This window comes from Streptomyces sp. NPDC002206, assembly GCF_053593595.1.
The window spans coordinates 117,834-135,014 of the sequence record NZ_JBSFCW010000012.1; the positions used below are offsets into that span (position 1 = coordinate 117,834).

13 protein-coding genes are annotated in these 17,181 nt (G+C 70.0%); 4 read left to right on the forward strand and 9 right to left on the reverse strand.

The window, feature by feature from the left end; translation table 11 throughout:
* Nucleotides 1-232 precede the first annotated feature (232 nt).
* The 3 genes from ACWCP8_RS22870 to ACWCP8_RS22880 form a co-directional block, all read right to left on the reverse strand.
* Complete coding sequence (locus ACWCP8_RS22870) at nucleotides 233-772, reverse strand: hypothetical protein (RefSeq protein ID WP_352269139.1); 540 nt, start codon at nucleotides 770-772, stop codon at nucleotides 233-235.
* Between the two features lie 435 nt (nucleotides 773-1,207).
* Nucleotides 1,208-3,466, reverse strand: coding sequence for a SpoIIE family protein phosphatase (locus ACWCP8_RS22875; RefSeq protein WP_451117796.1), 2,259 nt, complete (start codon nucleotides 3,464-3,466; stop codon nucleotides 1,208-1,210).
* Between the two features lie 284 nt (nucleotides 3,467-3,750).
* Nucleotides 3,751-4,530, reverse strand: a complete 780-nt coding sequence (locus ACWCP8_RS22880) for a VOC family protein (RefSeq protein WP_451117798.1) — start codon at nucleotides 4,528-4,530, stop codon at nucleotides 3,751-3,753.
* A 384-nt stretch (nucleotides 4,531-4,914) separates the two neighbouring features.
* Here ACWCP8_RS22880 and ACWCP8_RS22885 point away from each other — a divergent pair, with 384 nt between their 5' ends.
* A complete protein-coding gene (locus tag ACWCP8_RS22885) occupies nucleotides 4,915-6,465 on the forward strand; it encodes an esterase (RefSeq protein WP_451117800.1) in 1,551 nt (516 codons plus the stop codon).
* A 213-nt stretch (nucleotides 6,466-6,678) separates the two neighbouring features.
* Here ACWCP8_RS22885 and ACWCP8_RS22890 read toward each other — a convergent pair whose 3' ends face one another.
* Entirely contained in the window at nucleotides 6,679-8,655 is a 1,977-nt protein-coding gene (locus ACWCP8_RS22890) for a heavy metal translocating P-type ATPase (RefSeq protein ID WP_451117802.1), read from the reverse strand.
* 95 nt (nucleotides 8,656-8,750) lie between these two features.
* On the opposite strand from ACWCP8_RS22890, the gene ACWCP8_RS22895 reads away from it, so the two are divergent.
* The 3 genes from ACWCP8_RS22895 (at nucleotide 8,751) to ACWCP8_RS22905 (ending at nucleotide 11,083) form a co-directional block, all read left to right on the forward strand.
* Nucleotides 8,751-9,173 carry an ArsR/SmtB family transcription factor gene (locus ACWCP8_RS22895; RefSeq protein ID WP_352269132.1) on the forward strand — a complete coding sequence of 141 codons (423 nt, stop codon included), beginning with the start codon at nucleotides 8,751-8,753 and terminating at the stop codon, nucleotides 9,171-9,173.
* 59 nt (nucleotides 9,174-9,232) lie between these two features.
* A complete protein-coding gene (locus ACWCP8_RS22900) occupies nucleotides 9,233-9,904 on the forward strand; it encodes a DUF6445 family protein (RefSeq protein WP_451117804.1) in 672 nt (223 codons plus the stop codon).
* A gap of 393 nt (nucleotides 9,905-10,297) precedes the next feature.
* Nucleotides 10,298-11,083 carry an SAM-dependent methyltransferase gene (locus ACWCP8_RS22905; protein WP_352269129.1) on the forward strand — a complete coding sequence of 262 codons (786 nt, stop codon included), beginning with the start codon at nucleotides 10,298-10,300 and terminating at the stop codon, nucleotides 11,081-11,083.
* Between the two features lie 87 nt (nucleotides 11,084-11,170).
* Here ACWCP8_RS22905 and ACWCP8_RS22910 read toward each other — a convergent pair whose 3' ends face one another.
* The 5 genes from ACWCP8_RS22910 to ACWCP8_RS22930 all read right to left on the reverse strand — a co-directional run bounded on the left by ACWCP8_RS22910 (nucleotide 11,171) and on the right by ACWCP8_RS22930 (nucleotide 17,065).
* A complete protein-coding gene (locus tag ACWCP8_RS22910; protein ID WP_451117807.1) occupies nucleotides 11,171-11,410 on the reverse strand; it encodes a zinc ribbon domain-containing protein YjdM in 240 nt (79 codons plus the stop codon).
* Between the two features lie 171 nt (nucleotides 11,411-11,581).
* Nucleotides 11,582-12,664, reverse strand: a complete 1,083-nt coding sequence (locus ACWCP8_RS22915) for a C40 family peptidase (protein ID WP_451117809.1) — start codon at nucleotides 12,662-12,664, stop codon at nucleotides 11,582-11,584.
* A gap of 40 nt (nucleotides 12,665-12,704) precedes the next feature.
* Nucleotides 12,705-13,187, reverse strand: a complete 483-nt coding sequence (locus tag ACWCP8_RS22920; RefSeq protein WP_352269127.1) for a poly-gamma-glutamate biosynthesis protein PgsC/CapC — start codon at nucleotides 13,185-13,187, stop codon at nucleotides 12,705-12,707.
* Entirely contained in the window at nucleotides 13,184-14,812 is a 1,629-nt protein-coding gene (gene pgsB / locus ACWCP8_RS22925) for a poly-gamma-glutamate synthase PgsB (protein WP_451117811.1), read from the reverse strand. The genes ACWCP8_RS22920 and pgsB overlap by 4 nt, the downstream gene beginning before the upstream one ends.
* 6 nt (nucleotides 14,813-14,818) lie before the next feature.
* Complete coding sequence (locus ACWCP8_RS22930) at nucleotides 14,819-17,065, reverse strand: HAMP domain-containing protein (protein WP_451117813.1); 2,247 nt, start codon at nucleotides 17,063-17,065, stop codon at nucleotides 14,819-14,821.
* Nucleotides 17,066-17,181 lie beyond the last annotated feature (116 nt).

Consider the following 17,181-nt stretch of genomic DNA (forward strand, 5'->3'; position numbering starts at 1 on the left):
GATCGCATAACAGCCAACCAACCGAACGTCCGGACGTTGCCGCGCACGCCGGAAGCTAATTGCGTGTAGACCGCAAGATCCAGATGCAAAGTGGCGACTCTGTGCCAGATGGCGCCTTGTCGCCACACGGGGCTGCCCAGATGTCCGCTCTGCAACCGCCAAGGGGCCCGCCGGCCTTCACGGCCGCGGGCCCCTGGACACTCACCGCCGAAGCGGGTCGGCCTGCCTTGCACTACTCCTCGAAGTAGGCGTCCAGAACCGCGTCGAGCTCTTGCGCCCACCCCTTGAGGCTGCTCCTGGCCGCCGCCTCGACTTCGGCATTGAACCAGCGGTTGGTCGACATATGGACGGTGACAGTGAACCGGCGCCCGAACCGGGGCGACTTCACCTCGACCGCACCGATTTCGTCCCAGCGGAAATCGGCCTCCTGATCGTCCAGCGTGAACCGGATGCCTTCACGGTCCGCGGTGATCGAACCCCGACGGTCGCTGACCTCGAATACGGGTCCGTCCGCTGCCTTCTCGTCCTCCTCTCCCCCTTTCTCGCCGTCCACCGCGTCCACCGCGTCCGGCGCATCCAGCGCGCCGGAAGCGGCAGCCTCTGCGGCGGCCAGGTCTTCGGGGGCGGCACCCTCGGGCGCCGACTCCTCGGTCTTCCCCTGGTCCACGTCAGGCGTCCCCACGGGGCGGGGGGCCGTGAGACCAGGGATGTACGCCGGGTCTGTCCCTGCGGCGTACGCGGGCTGAGTGTTCGGATCTATGCGCTGCTCCACGGCGGGCAGTATGGCCGACGAACCTGTACGAGACCAGCAAGCGCCGGACGGAGCCGTCGGTGCCGCGCACACCGGCACGCTCCGGGCGAGCGCGGGCCTCGCCGCACGGGAGACAGGGACTCGGCCGGCGTCCGCGGGCCGCGCACCGTCAGGTCGGTCAACTCCAATGGCCAAGCAGTGATCTGACTGACATTCACCCGTTCACCAAGAGTGGGTCGGGCACGACATCCGTGTCCGACCCACACATTTCACCGACCGATCATTCGGTGGAATGTACGGCAGCAGCCGCGGCGAGCCGGGACTTCCTCGCCTTGAGCGCGTCGCCCGGGGCCGATTCGCTTCTTTCGATCGGCGACTTCTGCCAGGGCGGTCTCCACCGCGCACCACACGACGACCGCATTCGTCCGCCCCTTGCACGCGACATCGGCGGTCGCGTCATTGAGCCGGAATCGCAAGATCGAACCAGGTCGTCTTTCCGCGCCCCGCCGGCGAGCTGCCCCAATCGCCGGCCAGCGCGTCGACGATCAGCAGGCCGCGCCCGGACTCCGCTTCCTGGTTGTTCTCCTCGTCCGCGACGATCGCCGTGGGCACGGGTGGATGCGGGTCACTGTCACGGACCTCGACCCGGATCCGGTCCGGGTACTCCCTCAACCGCAGCTCCACTTCGCTGTCGGCGTGGATCAGGGCGTTGGTGACGACCTCGGACGTCAGCAGTTCCAAGGTGTCCAGCATCGGCAGCATCTCCCATTGGTGCAGCAGGTCCCGCAGGAATTCCCGGACCTGTGCGACCCCCTGCAGGTGGTGACGCTGCACCGACATCCGCGCCACCCGCCGGTGCTCCCGGGACTGTGCTCCCTCGTACCGCACCAGCAGCAGTGCCGCGTCGTCGGCGAGAACCTGCCACCCGCGGCGGTCCTGGACGAGACGGTCGGCCAGCACCTCCAGGTTGTCGCCGCAGTGGTCGGCCAGCACCCGGCCGAGCCTCTCCATCGCCGCATCCGATCCGAGCAGCCGTCCGTCCAGCAGACCGTCGGTGAAGAGTGCCATCACCGACCCCGCCACCACCTGTACCTCGCTCTGCTCGTACCGGGCCTGTGCATCGACGCCCAACGGCAGCCCCACGGGCAGCGATTCGGTGACACCGTTTCCGTCCACGTCGACGATGAGCGGGCTCGGGTGGCCCGCGGTCGCCGTGGTGGCGGTCCCGCTCGCCAGGTCGAGCCACACACAGCAGCACGTGGCATACAGATCCGTGCCCAGCCCGGAGAGCAGCCGATTGCTCCGTTCCAGCACGGTGGCCGGGTCGTGTCCCTCGGCGGCGTATGCCCTGACGCCGCTGCGCAGTTGGCCCATCACCGCCACCGCCTCCAGGCTGTGGCCCTCCACATCGCCGATGACCAGGCCGATCCCGCCGCCGGGCAGCGAAACGATGTCGTACCAGTCGCCGCCCACGTCCGCCCGGTCGGTCGCCGGAAGGTAGCGGGCCGTGGCGACCGCCTCGGTCATGTGCGGGAGGCTGCGCGGCAGCAGGCTGCGCTGGAGGGTCTGGGTGAGCGCGTGCTCGATCTCGTAGGAGCGGGCCCGTTCCAGGGACTGGCCCACCTGCTCCAGCATGATCGTCAGTACGGCGAGCTGCTCGGGGGCGAACGGAGGTGCGGGCTCCGGGAACTCCAGGACGCAGCAGCCCGTGGCCCGCCCCTTGGACACCAGAGGGAGGTAGGTGCGGGCCAGGAGCTCCGGATCGGGGTCGACATCGGGATAGGCCTGCCGCAGCGCCTCGGCCGACGGGAAGGACAGGATCTCGATCGCGCGGAGCGTGTCCGTCTCCGGCGTGTGGCGGGACAGCAGGGTGCCTTCGACCCGCTGGACCGACTCGCGCGAGAACCCTGTCGCGCCGACCACATGGAGCCGGCCCTGCTCGGCGAGGCACAGCATCACCGCCCGGCCGCCGAAGGGCCGGACCACCTGGGTGTCCGCGGCGGCGAGGACGTCCCGGATGTGCACCGCGGCCGTGAGTTCGGCGGCGAGCCTCTGCAACTGGTAGAGAAACGTGCTGCCGGTCGGCATGGGAACGATCGGCGCCTCCGGTCCGCGAGGGCCGCCGTCCGCAGCCGCTCCCGTGACCGGGGCGCCTCGGTCACGCGACACCCCGGCGATGAACAGCGGCACGTACGGCGCCTTCATCCACGCGCCTTGCTCCGCGAGATCCGCCAGTTCGACGGCCAGGTCGTCCGCAACGGCCTGAAGGAAATCCAGCGAATCGGTGGCCACCGGCCGCGGCGGCACCCAGCGCACACTCAGCGCACCGAATCGGTTCCGGAGGGTCCGCACCGGCGCCGAGGCAACCATCATCGGGTACGGATTGTGGATGAAGAGGGCCGGAGACCGACGGGTCAGCTCCTGGAGATCGGTGTTCTCGAACAGCACCAGCTTCCCCGCCTGATGCGCCCTCGCCGTGGAGAAGTTGCGGTCGTCCGCCGCCATGCCCGACGGAACAGTGAAGCTCAGGGTGGTGTCGACCATCATCGCTGCTGCGAGCGCCCGGCCGTCCTCGGTCAGCAGATAGGCCGTGCACGTACTGCAGTCGAGGCCGCGGTTCAGCCGCCGCAGCGCAGCGGCGATGACGCGGTCCCGGCACATCAACGGCGGCCCGGTCGGCCCCTTGGGGTCTGCCGCGGAGGATGGGGAGTCCATGAGATCCACCCCGGGGCATCGACGACAGGTGGGGGGTGCGGCTACCCCGCTGCTCGGCGATATGCACCGTAGCCATTCCAGTATGGGCTCAAAACGCCAGGTATGCGCCCGCGCGGCACCATCCGGGTACCCGCACGGCATCCATGACCGGCTGCACCCCGGACAGCGGCGCCACGCGCCCGCCGGAATACCGCTGTCCGCGTACGGTCGCGGACAGGCCGACCCACCGCTGCGCCCGTCGGCCGATGGGCGGAGCGGTGGGTCGGAGGTGTGTGGCTTCCTCGTCAGGCCGACTGGGGTGCGGGCTTGAGGACGGCGAAGGGGGCGCCGAACGGGTCGGCGAGCCAGGCGATCCGGCCGACGTCCGGCACGTCCTCCGCGGGCATCAGCACCGATCCGCCGTTCCCCTGCGCCCTGGAGACGATGTCGTCGGCGTCCGCAGCAGCGAAGTACGGCATCCAGCGCGGCTGCATGCCGTCCTGGGCCTGGGCGAGGCCGCCGAAGCTCGCGTCCTGCTGATCGCCGTCTGCGGTGGAGAGCACGGTGTACGTCATTCCGGGAACTTCCATCTCCTGGCTCCGCCAGCCGAACAGCGACCGGTAGAAGGTCAGTGCCGCGGAAGTGTCGCCGACGTGCAGCTCGACCCAGCACAGCGTGTTGGGCTCCGAGGTCTTCTCCAGGCCCTTGACACCAGCGGGCTGCCAGACCGAGAACTCGGCACCGCCCGGGTCGGTGAAACAGGACATCCGTCCGGCGTCCATGACATCGAACGGCTCGACCCGCACGGTCCCGCCGCCCTGCTCCACGGCCTTGGCCGTCGCGTCGGAGTCCGGAGTCCGGAAGTACACCGTCCAGGCCGGGCTCGCGCCCTCCTCGGTGAGCGGGCCGACAGCGGCGACGGTCCTGCCGTCCTTCTGGAAGAAGCCGTAGCCGCCGGCCTCGGGTCCTGCCGAATCAAAGCTCCAACCGAACACCGCGCCGTAGAAGTCCGCGGCGGCCGCGGTGTCGGTGCTGCCGAGGTCCAGCCAGCTTGGTGCACCGGTCACGAAATGAGTGCTGAGCATGGGGTGTCCTCCTTCGACGGATCGACGCGTGACCGGTCCCGTGGGACCGCGCTCACGCTGCCGTATCGACCGGACCGAGTCCCGCGCGGGTCGCCCCGGAGATGGTCATGGCCATCTGACACCCAAAGCCCGGGGGACGGGGGAATGACGCTCCGCAATCCTCCGGATGCTGAGGTTCCTCCGAACCGTCCCGATCCGACGTGAACGGCGCGCGCGGATCACAACGACCCCAAAGTGATCTTCTTCGGAAAACCGGACACACCCTACGTACAACCCTTGTGCCCCATGCGCTGTCATACACGGCACCGGACAAGGAACGGGCCCTCTCCGGACACCCCCCGCGCCCCGAGCAAGCCCGGCCCTTCGTGAACCAAGGAGCCGCTCATGCGCAAGAACCGCTCGGCCGCCGTCGCGGCGGCATCGTTTCTCCTCGTCACGGGCGCGGCCATCGCCTCGGCCCCGTCCGCGTACGCCGGTACCCCCGGCGGCACGCACGCCAACGACCGCAACACCGACTTCAACGGGGACGGCTACGACGACGTGCTCGTGGGCTCTCCCGGTGCAGCGGTCGGCGGGCACAAGGGCGCGGGCATGGTCACCGTGCAGTACGGCGGGCCCAAGGGCATGGGCACGACCAATGTCAGGGCCTTCAGCCAGAACTCCTCCGGGGTGGCCGGAGCCGCCGAGGCCGCCGACAACTTCGGCAAGACCGTGGCCACCGGCGACCTCGACGGCGACGGCTACGACGACGCGGTCGTCGGTATCCCCGGCGAGGACATCGGCGCCGTCTCCAACGCGGGCGGCGTGGTCGTCCTGTGGGGCACGCCCAAGGGCCTCACCGGGTCGGTGAGCAACTGGCTGCAGGCCGACGACCTCACCACGGGCGGCAAATTCGGCGCCTCGCTCGCCGCGGCCCGCTTCTCGGACACCACACCCGGCGACCTGCTGGCGGTCATGGACTCGGTCGGCCTGACCACCTACCAGTTCGAGCCGGCCACCGAACCCAGTGCGAAGAGCGCCGGCCCGCAGTCGCGGCAGTCGCAGCAGAAGGCGCGTACGACGCTCACCTCGCCGCCGAAGAAGGCGCTCGCCAGGTCCGGCGCCGACGAACCGCAGGGCATCCAGCCCAAGTCGATGACCACCGGTGACTACGACAACAACGGCTACGCCGACCTGATCGTCTCCGGCACCAGCGTGGGCGACGAACCGGGCCACGGCTGGTCGTACATCCTCCCCGGCACCGCCTCCAACGACGAGCCGCTGCCGGTCACCGCGGTACGCGGCGGCCCCGTCGTCGCCTCCGGCGACATCAACGGCGACGGCTACGACGACCTGGTCACCGGTGAGCCGCACAGCCCGGACGACGGCGGCGAGAGCATGACCGGCGGCATGGTCGGCGTCTACTACGGCAGCGCGGCCGGACTCGCAGGCCAGGAGGGCCCCGGCACCCCGCCGGTCTGGTGGACCCAGGACTCGCCGGGCGTGCCGGGCACGAACGAGCGGGGCGACGGCTTCGGCACCGACCTCTCCGTCGGCGACACGAACAAGGACGGATTCGCGGACCTGGCGATCGGCGTCTCCGGCGAGGACATCGGCACCGTCCCGGACGCGGGTGCCTTCATCGTCCTGCGCGGTTCGGCGCGGGGCCTGACGGCCACCGGTGTGCTGTCGGCGAACCAGGGGACCGCCAACGTCCCGGGCACCGTCGAGAAGGGCGACAAGTTCGGCGGCCAGGTCTCCTTCACCGACCCCAACGACGACGGCCGGTTCGGCCTGCTCGTCTCGGCGCCGAGCGAGAACACGAACGACGGCTACGTCTGGGTCTTCTCCGCGGGCACCGGCGGCATCACCACCTCCGGTTCCTGGAGCTACGGCGCGGGCGACTTCGGCGGCCCGACGACGGACGCGTTGTACGGAGCGGCGATCGACGACTGACACGCGTACCGGACACCCGTCCGTCATGCGTCACCGGTGCCCCGGAGGACTCCGGGGCACCGGGTCTCACGGACTCCTGCGTTACGGGGGCAGCAGCCCAGGGCCGCGGGGCGCCGCGAACGCGGGACTGCACAGACGTCGACCGAACGGGGCGTCGCCGGTGTCCACCGTTCGCAAGGCCGGCCGACGTGGGTTGCGGAGCGGCCGGGCTGTTCACCGCGCATCCCCGGGCCGGGCCCGCTGCCAGGCGGCGTCGCGCAGCAGCCGCAGGCCGTTGAGGCCGACGACGACCGTGGAACCCTCGTGCCCGGCGACGCCGAGCGGCAGCGGCAGGTCGCCGATCAGATCCCAGGCGACCAGTACGGCGATGAACGTGCCCGCGATGATCAGGTTCTGCACGACCAGGCGGAGCGCCGCTCGGGAGAGGCTGACCACGGTGGGCATGGCCGCGAGTTCGTCACGTACCACCACGGCGTCGGCGGTTTCCAGGGCGAGGTCGGATCCCGCGCGGCCCATGGCGATGCCGGTGTGTGCGGCGGCCAGGGCGGGAGCGTCGTTGACTCCGTCGCCGACGACGAGCACATTGCGCCCCGCCGCCCGGAGCTCGGCGACCGTGGTGACCTTGTCCTGCGGGAGCAGTCCGGCGCGCACCTCGGTGATGCCGGTCTCGGCGGCCAGCCGCTGCGCCGCGCGCTCGTTGTCGCCGGTGATCAGGATCGGGGACGAGCCGGTCATGACGGTCAGGGCGGTGACCGTTTCGGTGGCGTCGGATCGCAACCGGTCGGCGATGCCCAGCACGCCCACCGGCCGACCGTCGGCCAGGACAGCCACTGCGGTGCGCCCGGCCATCTCGAGTTCGCCCACCAGGTTCCGTACGGCATCGGCGGAGGCGCCGGCGTGGTCCAGGAGGCGGGCGGGGGCGCCGACCCGGACCTGGCGGCCTCCCACAGTGGCGGCGACGCCGAGGCCAGGGGTGGAGGTGAAGCCGTCGGCGACCGGCAGCGGGAGACCACGGGCGCGGGCGGCGTCGACGACCGCTCGGGCCAGCGGGTGCTCACTCAGGTGCTCGGCTCCGGCGGCCAGGGCCAGCAGCTCGTTCTCGGACAGGCCGGAGCCGGGCAGGGCTCTGAGGTCGGTGAGCCGGGGGGTCCCCTCGGTGAGGGTGCCGGTCTTGTCCAGGGCGACGGCGTCGATCCGGCCGAGGCGTTCCATGACGACGGCCGATTTCACCAGCACGCCGTGGCGCCCGGCATTGGCGATGGCGGACAGCAACGGCGGCATGGTGGCCAGCACCACTGCGCACGGCGAGGCGACGATCATGAACGTCATGGCGCGCAGCAGCGTCGGCCGGAGGTCGCCGCCGAAGGCGAGCGGGATCGCGAAGAGGGCGAGCGTGGCCGCGACCATGACGATCGAGTACCGCTGTTCGACCCTCTCGATGAACAGCTGGGTGGGGGCCTTGGTCCCGGAGGCTTCCTCGACCATCTTCACGATCCGGGCGATCACCGAGTCGGACGGATCGCGCTCCACCCGGACCCGTAGCGCTCCGCTTCCGTTGACGGTGCCGGCGAACACCTCGTCTCCTGCGTGTTTCGCGACCGGCAGCGGCTCACCGGTGATGGTGGCCTGGTCGACGTCGCTCTCGCCGTACAGGACCTGGCCGTCGGCGCCCACCCGCTCCCCGGGCCGTACAAGGATGATGTCGCCCACCGCGAGCGCGTCGGCCGCGACGGTCTCCTCGCCACCCTCCCGCAGCCGGGTCGCCGTTGCGGGGGCGAGGTCGAGCAGACCGCGCACCGAGTCCGCGGTCCGCGCGGTGGCGATAGCCTCCAGGGCGCCCGAGGTGGCGAAGATGACGATCAGCAACGCCCCGTCCAGGACCTGCCCGATCGCCGCCGCACCGAGGGCGGCGACGACCATCAGCAGGTCCACGTCCAGGGTCTTGTCCCTGAGGGCTTCGAGGCCTGCCCATCCCGGTCTCCAGCCGCCGGTGACGTAGGTGGCGGCGAACAGCGGGCCCCACGTCCACGCCGGGGCGCCCAGCAGGTCCAGCGGCAGCGCGATGACGAACAGCGCCAGGGAGGCGAGCGCCCAGCGGGCCTCGAGCAGCGCAAGGACGCGGGTGCGGCGCCGTACCGCGGTGGCCTGTGCGGGCGGGAGCGCGGCGGGCCTGGTCAGTGTGGAGAACATGACGGAACGAGTCCTTCACGGGAGGGGACGGACACCTCACCGTACAGGAACGTTTGAACATCCATTCATGCGTCCATCTCCGTAGGATGGTGACCATGGGCCACGGAGCGAACACCCCCGACAGCAGTGCCGCAGCGCCGCACACCCGCCTGACCCCGCAGAACGCACCGCAGGTCGCCGCCACGCTCCAGGCGCTGTCCACGCCCTCCCGGCTGCTGATCCTGGCGTGGCTGCGCGAAGGCCCGTGCGCGGCGACCGAGCTGGCGACCGCTGTCGGCATGGAGCAGTCCGCCTGCTCGCACCAGCTTCGCCTGCTGCGCAATCTCGGCCTGGTCACCGGCACCCGCCAGGGCCGCTCCGTGGTCTACACACTCCACGACGACCACGTCGCCGCACTTCTCGACCAGGCCCTGTACCACGTGGAGCACCTCCGCCTCGGCCTCACCGACGCCCCGACCGAGCTTCCGGCCATCCCCTTTGACAAGGCGTCAGAGACAACCCGCTTGGGGAGCCCTTGACGTAAGGTTGACCGCTTGCGTGGAGATCCGAGGGACCCCGGGCCGCTACGGTCCCTCCCATGTCCCTCAGACCTCCTCCCCTGCCGGTCCTCCCGTACCGCAAGCCGACGCGCGGCCGGGACTACTGGGTACTGGACGACGTGTTGCCGGATGTGGACGCCACCCGGGAGCGCTGCCTGGCCAGGGAGGACTGGACGGAGGGCTACCCGCACAAGCCCGAGAGCTGGCCGGGACTGCGCGCCATGCCGGGGCTCGAACCCGGTGAACTGGCGCAGGTGGAGCGGCTGGCGAGAAAGGCGACCCGCGCCCGGGAACTCTGGGCCGAACGCCCTTCGGGTGGCGGCACGTTCAACCACAACTGTGTCCAGGTCGTCGGCGAGGGCGAATGTGAGCCGCGCCCCCACACCGACTCGCGGACACTCTGCCGCTACGCCGCGGTGCTCTATCTCAACCCCGGCGTACCCAAGGACTGCGGAACCAGCTTCTACCGCCAGAGCCTGCCCGGTGGAGTCCTGGGCGGCAACCAGGTGACCTCGCCGCACAACAACCTCGTCGACGCGCTGGGCACGCGCTTCGTGTCGCCGGACTCCTTCGTCGAGGACGTACGGGTCCCGCACCGCGCCAACCGGCTGCTGCTCTATTCCGCCAATATGATCCACAGCGCCACCGGTTACTGGGGTCACACGCTGGAGGAGAAGCGGATGACGGCCGTCTTCTTCTGGAAGGCCTGACCCGACGGCCCGCGGTGGGACGAGCACCGGCCATCCATCGCGCGGAGCCAGGCTCGGTCATCGTCGTCGAAGCGGGTGACGTGGACTTGGCCAGGTGCGGTACGGCGGCGTGAACGTGCATGCCGGGACATCGTGGTGGCGGACGAAGAGGGCTCACTCCCCGCGCCCGCATCGGCAAGATCCTGGGCGAGAACGGCGCCGCGTAGCAGCCCACCGGCTCCGGAAAGGTCTTCGGTCGGATCCGGCTCTGCTTCCCGTCGCCGATCCGGACCCACGAGCACGCAGTACCGGCCATTTCGTCGACCTGATGGTCAACGCGCGTGGATCGGCCCGGAGTTGCTGTGGCAGACTGCGCCGACGGAGCGGTTCAACCCATCGGTGACGGAGCACGGCATGACGACAGGGATGTCCCACACCCCGATCGACACCAGCAGGCCCCACTCCGCGCGGGTGTACGACTGGCTCCTCGGCGGGAAGGACAACTACCCCGTCGATCAAGCGGTGGCGGAGCACCTGCCGGCCGAGGCGAAGATCGGGGCGCATCAGAACCGTGCGTTCATGAGCCGTGCGACGGCCTGGCTGGCCGGCGAGGGCATCGGGCAGTTCCTGGACATCGGTACGGGCATCCCGACCGCCCCGAACCTGCACCAGACAGCCCAGGAGATCAACCCGGCCGCCCGGGTCGTCTACTGCGACAACGACCCCATCGTCCTGCGGCACGCGGAGGCGCTGCTGATCAGCAGGCCGGAGGGGGCGACCGACTACGTTCCGGCGGACGTGCGCGAGCCCGAGGGGATCGTGGAAGCCGCGCGCCGGATTCTGGACTTCGACCGGCCGGTCGCCGTGTCGCTCCTCGGCCTGCTGCACTTCCTGCCGGACGAGGACGATCCGTACGCCATCGTCCGGACCCTGGTGAGCACACTGGCTCCGGGCAGCTTCGTGGTGCTGTCCCAGGGAGCCTCGGATGTGAATCCCGAGCGGGGAGAACAGGGCGCCGCCGAGTACGGCAAGGGCGGCATCCGGCTCGCGCTGCGCACCCGCGACGAGTTCGCCCGCTTCCTGGACGGCCTGGACATCGTCGAACCCGGTCTGGTGACGGCACCCGAATGGTTCCGGGGTACTCCCGCGCCCCAGCCCGAGGCCAGCGGCCTCTACGTCGCTGTCGCCCGGGTCCCGTAGGCCCTCGGGCGACCACGCCCGGCCACGAAGGGCCCTGGTGCGCAGAGGTGACGCAGCCGTCCTCGGTCCCGGGCTCGGACTGCCGGTTCAGGCCTTCTTGACCACGTCGGACTTGAGCTGCATGGCACCGAATCCATCGATCTTGCAGTCGATGTCGTGGCCGTCGACTCCGTCGACCAGCCGGATGTTGCGCACCTTGGTGCCGGCCTTGATCCCCGAGGGGCTCCCCCTGACCTTGAGTGCCTTGATGACGACCACGGCGTCGCCGTCGCTCAGCACATTGCCGACAGCGTCCTTGACGACGCGGTCCCCGGCGGCCGCCCACACCCTCCGCACCGCTCTCGGCCGGGAACCCATTCGTTGCCGGGGCACACCACGAGCGCGTTCATCTCGTAGGTGTACGCACAGGAGCACTTCGGACAGAGAGGGAGGTTCTCGATCATGTGACCGGAATATCCCCCTCGGCCTCCGCCCTCACGGGACGGAAAGGACGGCCCGCTACAGGCGCTTGGCGCTGCGCAGCGTAGCGGCGTAGTACCCGTTCCCGTCGAGCCGGGACGTGCCGCCCTTGTCTCCGATCGTCGGGCCGTTGGCCTCTTCGCGGCTGGACACGAAGATCTTGTGGCCGTCGGTGTCGTGCCCCAGGTACATGCCGACGTGGTCGAGACGCTGCGCGGTGCGCTGGTCGAGCTTGAAGAAGACCAGGTCGCCCGGCTGCAGCACGTCGATGTTCTTCGGCCGGTCCGCGGGGGTGATGCCCTTGAGCTCGATGATGTCCGTACCGCGGTCCGAGCGGGCCATGCCGTTGGCGGTGCGCGGCAGTCCGTCGCCAAGGGTGTCGGTGGCCATCAGCGGATAGCGGGCGCGGTAACCGAAGACCGTACGGATGAAGCCCGAGCAGTCCATCGAGCGGGCGCGCTCGGGGCGCGGCTGCATCGTGGTGCCGTTGCGGAACGTGTACGGGATGCCGAGGTAGTCGAAGAAGTCGGACTCCTCCAGCCGGTAGTCGTTGCCCGGGCTGCCGTTCGGGTTGATCGGACCGAAGTTGGCGTCCCCGGCGTACGGGACCCCCTCGTCGTCCTTCTTCACCGGGGCCTGGTCGACGTACTGGAAAGCCATCGCGAAGAGGTCGTCCTCCTCGCTGCCGAAGAACTCCTTGAACCAGTCCTTGAACCACTTCTCCTTCTCGGCGCCCTTCTTCCACTGGTACGGCATCAGCCGCACCCAGTCCTCGGTGACGACCCGGGACTTGGTGGTGGCGGGCTCGGTGAAGGTTCGGCTGGGGCCGGTGAGTGTGGCGGTGCGGGCGCCGTCGGTGAAGCTGGCGAGGACCTCGCCGTCGGCCCCGCGCAGCAGGGTGCGGTCCGGGTTCTGCAGTCGCTCCCAGCGCTGCTCGCCGTTCTTGATCCCGGCGCCGGAGGACCGCAGCGCCGGGTTGTCGGTGACGGCCTGCACGGCAGGGGCCTTGGCCTGTTCGTCCTTGCGCAGTTCGACAGTGAGGTAGGCGCTGCCCGCAAGCAGGCTGATCACCGTGACGGCATGCAGCACCGGGCGGGGGCCGCGCTTGGTCTTGGCACTCATGAGTCAGCTCCGGGTGGGTGGGTCGAGCGGTATCGGTGGGTCAGACGGTGGGCAGGGCACCGAGCAGGATTCCGGCGGTGAGTACGACGTACGCCATCAGCGTCACCGTGCCGGTCGCGAGCAGCGTCGCGCCCTTGGGCTGACGGACGAGCTGATAGGCGATCAGACCGGGGACGATGAAGCCGAGCGTCTGGTTGGTGTACATCAGCGGGAACTCGAGCGACAGCACGATCATCAGCGTCGCCTGGAAGATGACGCCGGTGAGTACGACGGTGGAGAACAGCCGCTTGCCGTAGAGGATCACGACGCGCTGGAGACCGAGGACGGCGACGTACGTCAGCACGGTGACGCCGACCACCATGGCCGCGCGCTGGAGGTCCTCGACGAGGGTGAGGGCCAGCCAGCCCGGGGTGATCATGCCGCCGGGTGAGAGGTTGGTCGTCAGGTAGCAGACCAGCGAGAACATCAGCCCCAGGGCGATACCGATCGCGGCTATCTCAGGGGTGAGGACGGACGGGATCAACGGGGTTCTCCTGGGTTCTGCTGCTGGGCCGGGGCGGGCGGCCGAATCGGCTCGAACGGACCGCGGACATAAGGCTCTGCGGGCGGCTGCGCCGAACTCTGTGGCGGGATCTCGGATGTCTGCTGGGGCTGCTGCGTCCGCTGTCCCGGCTGCTCCTGCCGGGGGCGTGCGGCGAGGGGGGGTACAGCCGGCTGACGCTGTTGGTAGCGGGCCTCGTACGCCTCGGAATACGGCGCGAACGGGTCGAGGCGCGGTGTGTACCGCGGGAGCGCGAGCGTCTCGTCGTGCCGCACGTGGCCGGGTACGGGGGCGGGTGCTCGGCGCAGGGGCTGGGCCGGGATCACGGGAACGGCCGCGGTGGGCGGCCCGTCGTGGTGCGGCTCGACGCGTGCCTCGTGGCGCACCCCGTCGCGCGCGTCCCTCGGATCCGGCTCGTCCGGTGTCTCGTCCGCGGGCAGCTCGGCCAGCTGTTCCAGCAGAACTTCGCCCTGCCCGTGAATGTTGCCGATCGCGACGAGCGAGGACTCCGGGCCGAGCTGGTCGAGCAGCTGCCGCATGAATTCCTCCGGAGCGCGCTTGTCACCGCCCATGTCGACCGCCGTGTGCCGCCACTCGGCCGGGATCGCGTCGATCGCACTCTTCGCCGGTTGGCCGATGACGAAGACCTTCTCCGGCTGGAGCTCGGGGATGATCTGGCCCATCTGCCCGTTGCGCTCGACCCGGTCGGGGCGGCAGTTGATCACGACGTTCAGGGGCCGGTCGATCGCCCCCAGATCGAGCAGCTGGTTGATGTTCATCAGCGTCGACTCGGGGTCGTTGGCCGCGAAGACGTTCGCGAACCGCAGCCGCTTGTCGTCGTGGGTGCGGTACCGCTCGACGGAGAGGACACCCGGGTCCGGCGGAGCGTCGTACATGCCCTGGAGCGCGGTCTCCCGGTCCACGCCGAGGAGTTCGGCGACGGTCAGCGCGATCGCCACGTTCTCCTTGAAGGTGAACCAGCTGAACCCGCGCAGCTCCTCGTCGCTGACGGTCTCAGGGTCCGCGTAGATCAGCTTGCAGTCCCGGGCGTCCGCCTCCTCCTGGAGGATGTCGAAGCGGTCCTGCTCGGCGGTGACGCAGATGCCGCCCTCCGGCATGGAGCGGCACAGCGAGCGGGCCACGTCGTCGAGGGTCGGGCCCATCTCGGCCAGATGGTCCTCGCGTACGTTGCAGAGCACACCGATCGTCGAACGGATCAGCTTCGACTGGTTGATCTCCTGGAGCGCCGGCATGACAGCCATGCATTCGATGACGAGCGCGTCCGGGTTGTAGGAGGCGGCGCGTCGCACGATGCCGATCTGCTCCACCACGTTGGCGATGCCGAATTTGCGGTAGACCGGCTCCTCGGTGGCGTCCGGGTGGATGAAGCGGGCCGCGGTGCCGGTCGTCTTGGCGACGGTGACGAGGTCACCGCCGCGCAGTGCGCCGGCGCAGAGCCGGGTGATGGAACTCTTGCCGCGGATGCCGTTGACCAGTACGCGGGTCGGGATCCGGTCCAGATTGCTGAAGTGGCGGTGCTGCTCGACGATGCCTGCGATCAGCAGGATCGCGCAGCACACCACGAGCACGATGTAGAGGAAGAGCAAGGCCGATCAGTTCCTTCCGGCGAGGGGAGCGCCGTCGCGTCTGCGCTGCTCCTGGAGTTGCTGCCGGACGAGTTCGAGACTTCGCGTGACCGCGCCGACCTCGTCGTGGTGATGCGGGAAGAGCACGGTGCGCCGGTCGCCGTCGGCAAGCGCCTCGGCCTTGTCGGCCAGCTCGCGCAGCGGCCGTACGACGACGATGTGCAGCCAGCCGAGGCAGGCAGCGGCGGCGGTGATGCCGAGCAGTCCGGCCAGGACGGTGCGGTTCTGCAGGCTGTACTCGGGGATGGCGAGACTTGCGGCGGGCTGCCAGCTCACCACCGTCCAACCGAGCTTCTTCGCCGCCCCGCCGCCGACGAACGGCGCGGCACCGGCGACCTGGACTCTGCCGCCGTCGCGGTACATGACCCCGCTGGCGCGGGCGCTGAGCCCGGTCTTCTGGTTGGTGCCCATGGCCAGCTCGTCGAGCCGCTTCGGCAGGTTCTGGAAGGCCAGATAGCCGGTGTTGCCGCCGAGGACCCGGCGCTCGGCGTCGACCACCCGGATCTGGCCGAGGCCGGGACGCTTGAGCAGCGAGTTGATGAAGTCGATCCGGAACTCACCGATCACGGCGACTCCGTCGCGGCCCGGGATCTCGGCGTACCCGGCGATGACGGGTTCCTTGCCGGAGTCGTTCAGCACGCTGATCGGCTGTGCGAACGGCTTGTCGTTGCCACTGTCGCCCGCGGGCACCCGGTGCGGGGACTCGCCGGCCCGGGCGAGGATCGTGCCGTCGGCGGAGCGTACGTACAGCGACCGGTAGCGCAGATGCTCGGTGCGGGTGCGCTCCAGGACCTTCTTCATGTCGTCGGGGCTGGTCCGGTTGCCGATCAGGGTGGAGACGGACACCAGGTCGGCGTGGCCCTCGTTGAGCGCGCGGCGTACCCGGTCGGAGAGCGTGTCGGTGCGCTCGCGCTGGTCGCTGATGATCTGCTCCGGTACGGCGACGGTCGAGTCGGCGCGGTTGAAGAGCAGCAGCATCGGCGCGGACCAGGCGAGCAGCAGGATGCCGCAGACGACGATGAGGCCGCGGGTGCCGAAGCGGCCGCGGCGCGCTCCGCCGGAGGACGCGCCCGTGGCGCCGGCCGGTTCGCCGAGGAGCTGGCGACGGAGCCGCTCCAGGGCCTGCCCGATCCGCGCGGCCTCGCCGTACCTGGGGACGGTGACGGGGCGGGTCAGGTCACCGCGGGTGAGCCGGCGGCTCTCCAGGAAGAGTTTCAGCAGCGGCCGCTGGACCGTACCGAGCAGCAGGGCGACCGCGAGGGCGCCGATCAGCAGCAGGGCGCCGGCGGCGAGCAGGCCGAAGAGCGGCCCGGCGACCCGCGTGGGGTCCACGGCGACATCGACCATGGCGACGACGGTCAGCCCGAGCGCGGTCGCGACCGTGCCCTCACCGGGCTGGGGGCCGGTGAGCGTGGCGTATCCGGCGACGGATCGGTCGCCCTGGAAGGAGCGGCCGAGCAGGCTGCCGCTGACCCCGGGGAAGCCGCCGGATCCGGGCTCCTTCGCCTTGAGGGGATGTTGCGCGGCCTTGACGGCGGCGATCTTGGAAAAAGCTTTCAGCTGCTTGTTGGAACGCTTGACGCCGTCACGCTGAAGATCGGTCAGTACCTGCTCGGGTTCCGGGATGCCGTCGCTGCTGAGGATGCGTCCTTCGCTGTCGATGACGGCGATGGAGCGGAACTGTCCGAGGCTGATACCGGGGAACCGCAGACTGCTCGATGCGATCAGCAGCTGCTGCGGCCGGTCCGGCCAGGACAGCAGGGCGAAGGCGAGCAGTCGGGTCTCACCGTTCTGCAACCGCACCATGCGCGGGTTGAGCCCGTCCTGCGCGGCAAGCTTGCTCGTGTCGATGGCGGTGACGGGCACGTTCTCACCGCGGGCGGCAAGCATCCGCCCGGACTTGATCTCCACGACGGCGGTGCCCATCCATTTCTGGTAGACACTGCCGATCTTGTCGAGAACGGCGTCCGGCGAGACCGGCTCTCCGGCGCTGAAGAGCCCGGCGGTACGGGTCAGGTCGGTGGCGCTCTCGTCGATCGAGGCGCGCATGGCGACGGCACCGTCCTCGGCGAAGTGCTGCTGCGAGGTCAGCACGGCCGTGGGTACGGGGTCCTGGCCGGCTCTGCCCAGGCCGAGGGCGGTGATGCCCGCGAGGGAGAGCAGCAGGGCCGAGAGGACCGCGATGGGTGGACGGATGCCGCCCAACAGCGACATGTCGGCCCGGCGTCGGACCTTGTGTCGCCGTTTCGCAGACGAAGCGGCCATGAGTGTGTTGCCTTTCAAGTTCTGGCTCGGGTTCCGGCCCGCGCCAATGCGCGCCGTGGAAATGG

Bases quoted from the DNA above. Each gene is read 5' to 3' on its own strand.
- ACWCP8_RS22875 (WP_451117796.1), bottom strand. From the start codon at position 3,466: ATGGACTCCCCATCCTCCGCGGCAGACCCCAAGGGGCCGACCGGGCCG.
- ACWCP8_RS22880 (WP_451117798.1), bottom strand. From the start codon at position 4,530: ATGCTCAGCACTCATTTCGTGACCGGTGCACCAAGCTGGCTGGACCTC.
- ACWCP8_RS22885 (WP_451117800.1), top strand. From the start codon at position 4,915: ATGCGCAAGAACCGCTCGGCCGCCGTCGCGGCGGCATCGTTTCTCCTC.
- ACWCP8_RS22890 (WP_451117802.1), bottom strand. From the start codon at position 8,655: ATGTTCTCCACACTGACCAGGCCCGCCGCGCTCCCGCCCGCACAGGCC.
- ACWCP8_RS22895 (WP_352269132.1), top strand. From the start codon at position 8,751: ATGGGCCACGGAGCGAACACCCCCGACAGCAGTGCCGCAGCGCCGCAC.
- ACWCP8_RS22900 (WP_451117804.1), top strand. From the start codon at position 9,233: ATGTCCCTCAGACCTCCTCCCCTGCCGGTCCTCCCGTACCGCAAGCCG.
- ACWCP8_RS22905 (WP_352269129.1), top strand. From the start codon at position 10,298: ATGACGACAGGGATGTCCCACACCCCGATCGACACCAGCAGGCCCCAC.
- ACWCP8_RS22915 (WP_451117809.1), bottom strand. From the start codon at position 12,664: ATGAGTGCCAAGACCAAGCGCGGCCCCCGCCCGGTGCTGCATGCCGTC.
- ACWCP8_RS22930 (WP_451117813.1), bottom strand. From the start codon at position 17,065: ATGTCGCTGTTGGGCGGCATCCGTCCACCCATCGCGGTCCTCTCGGCC.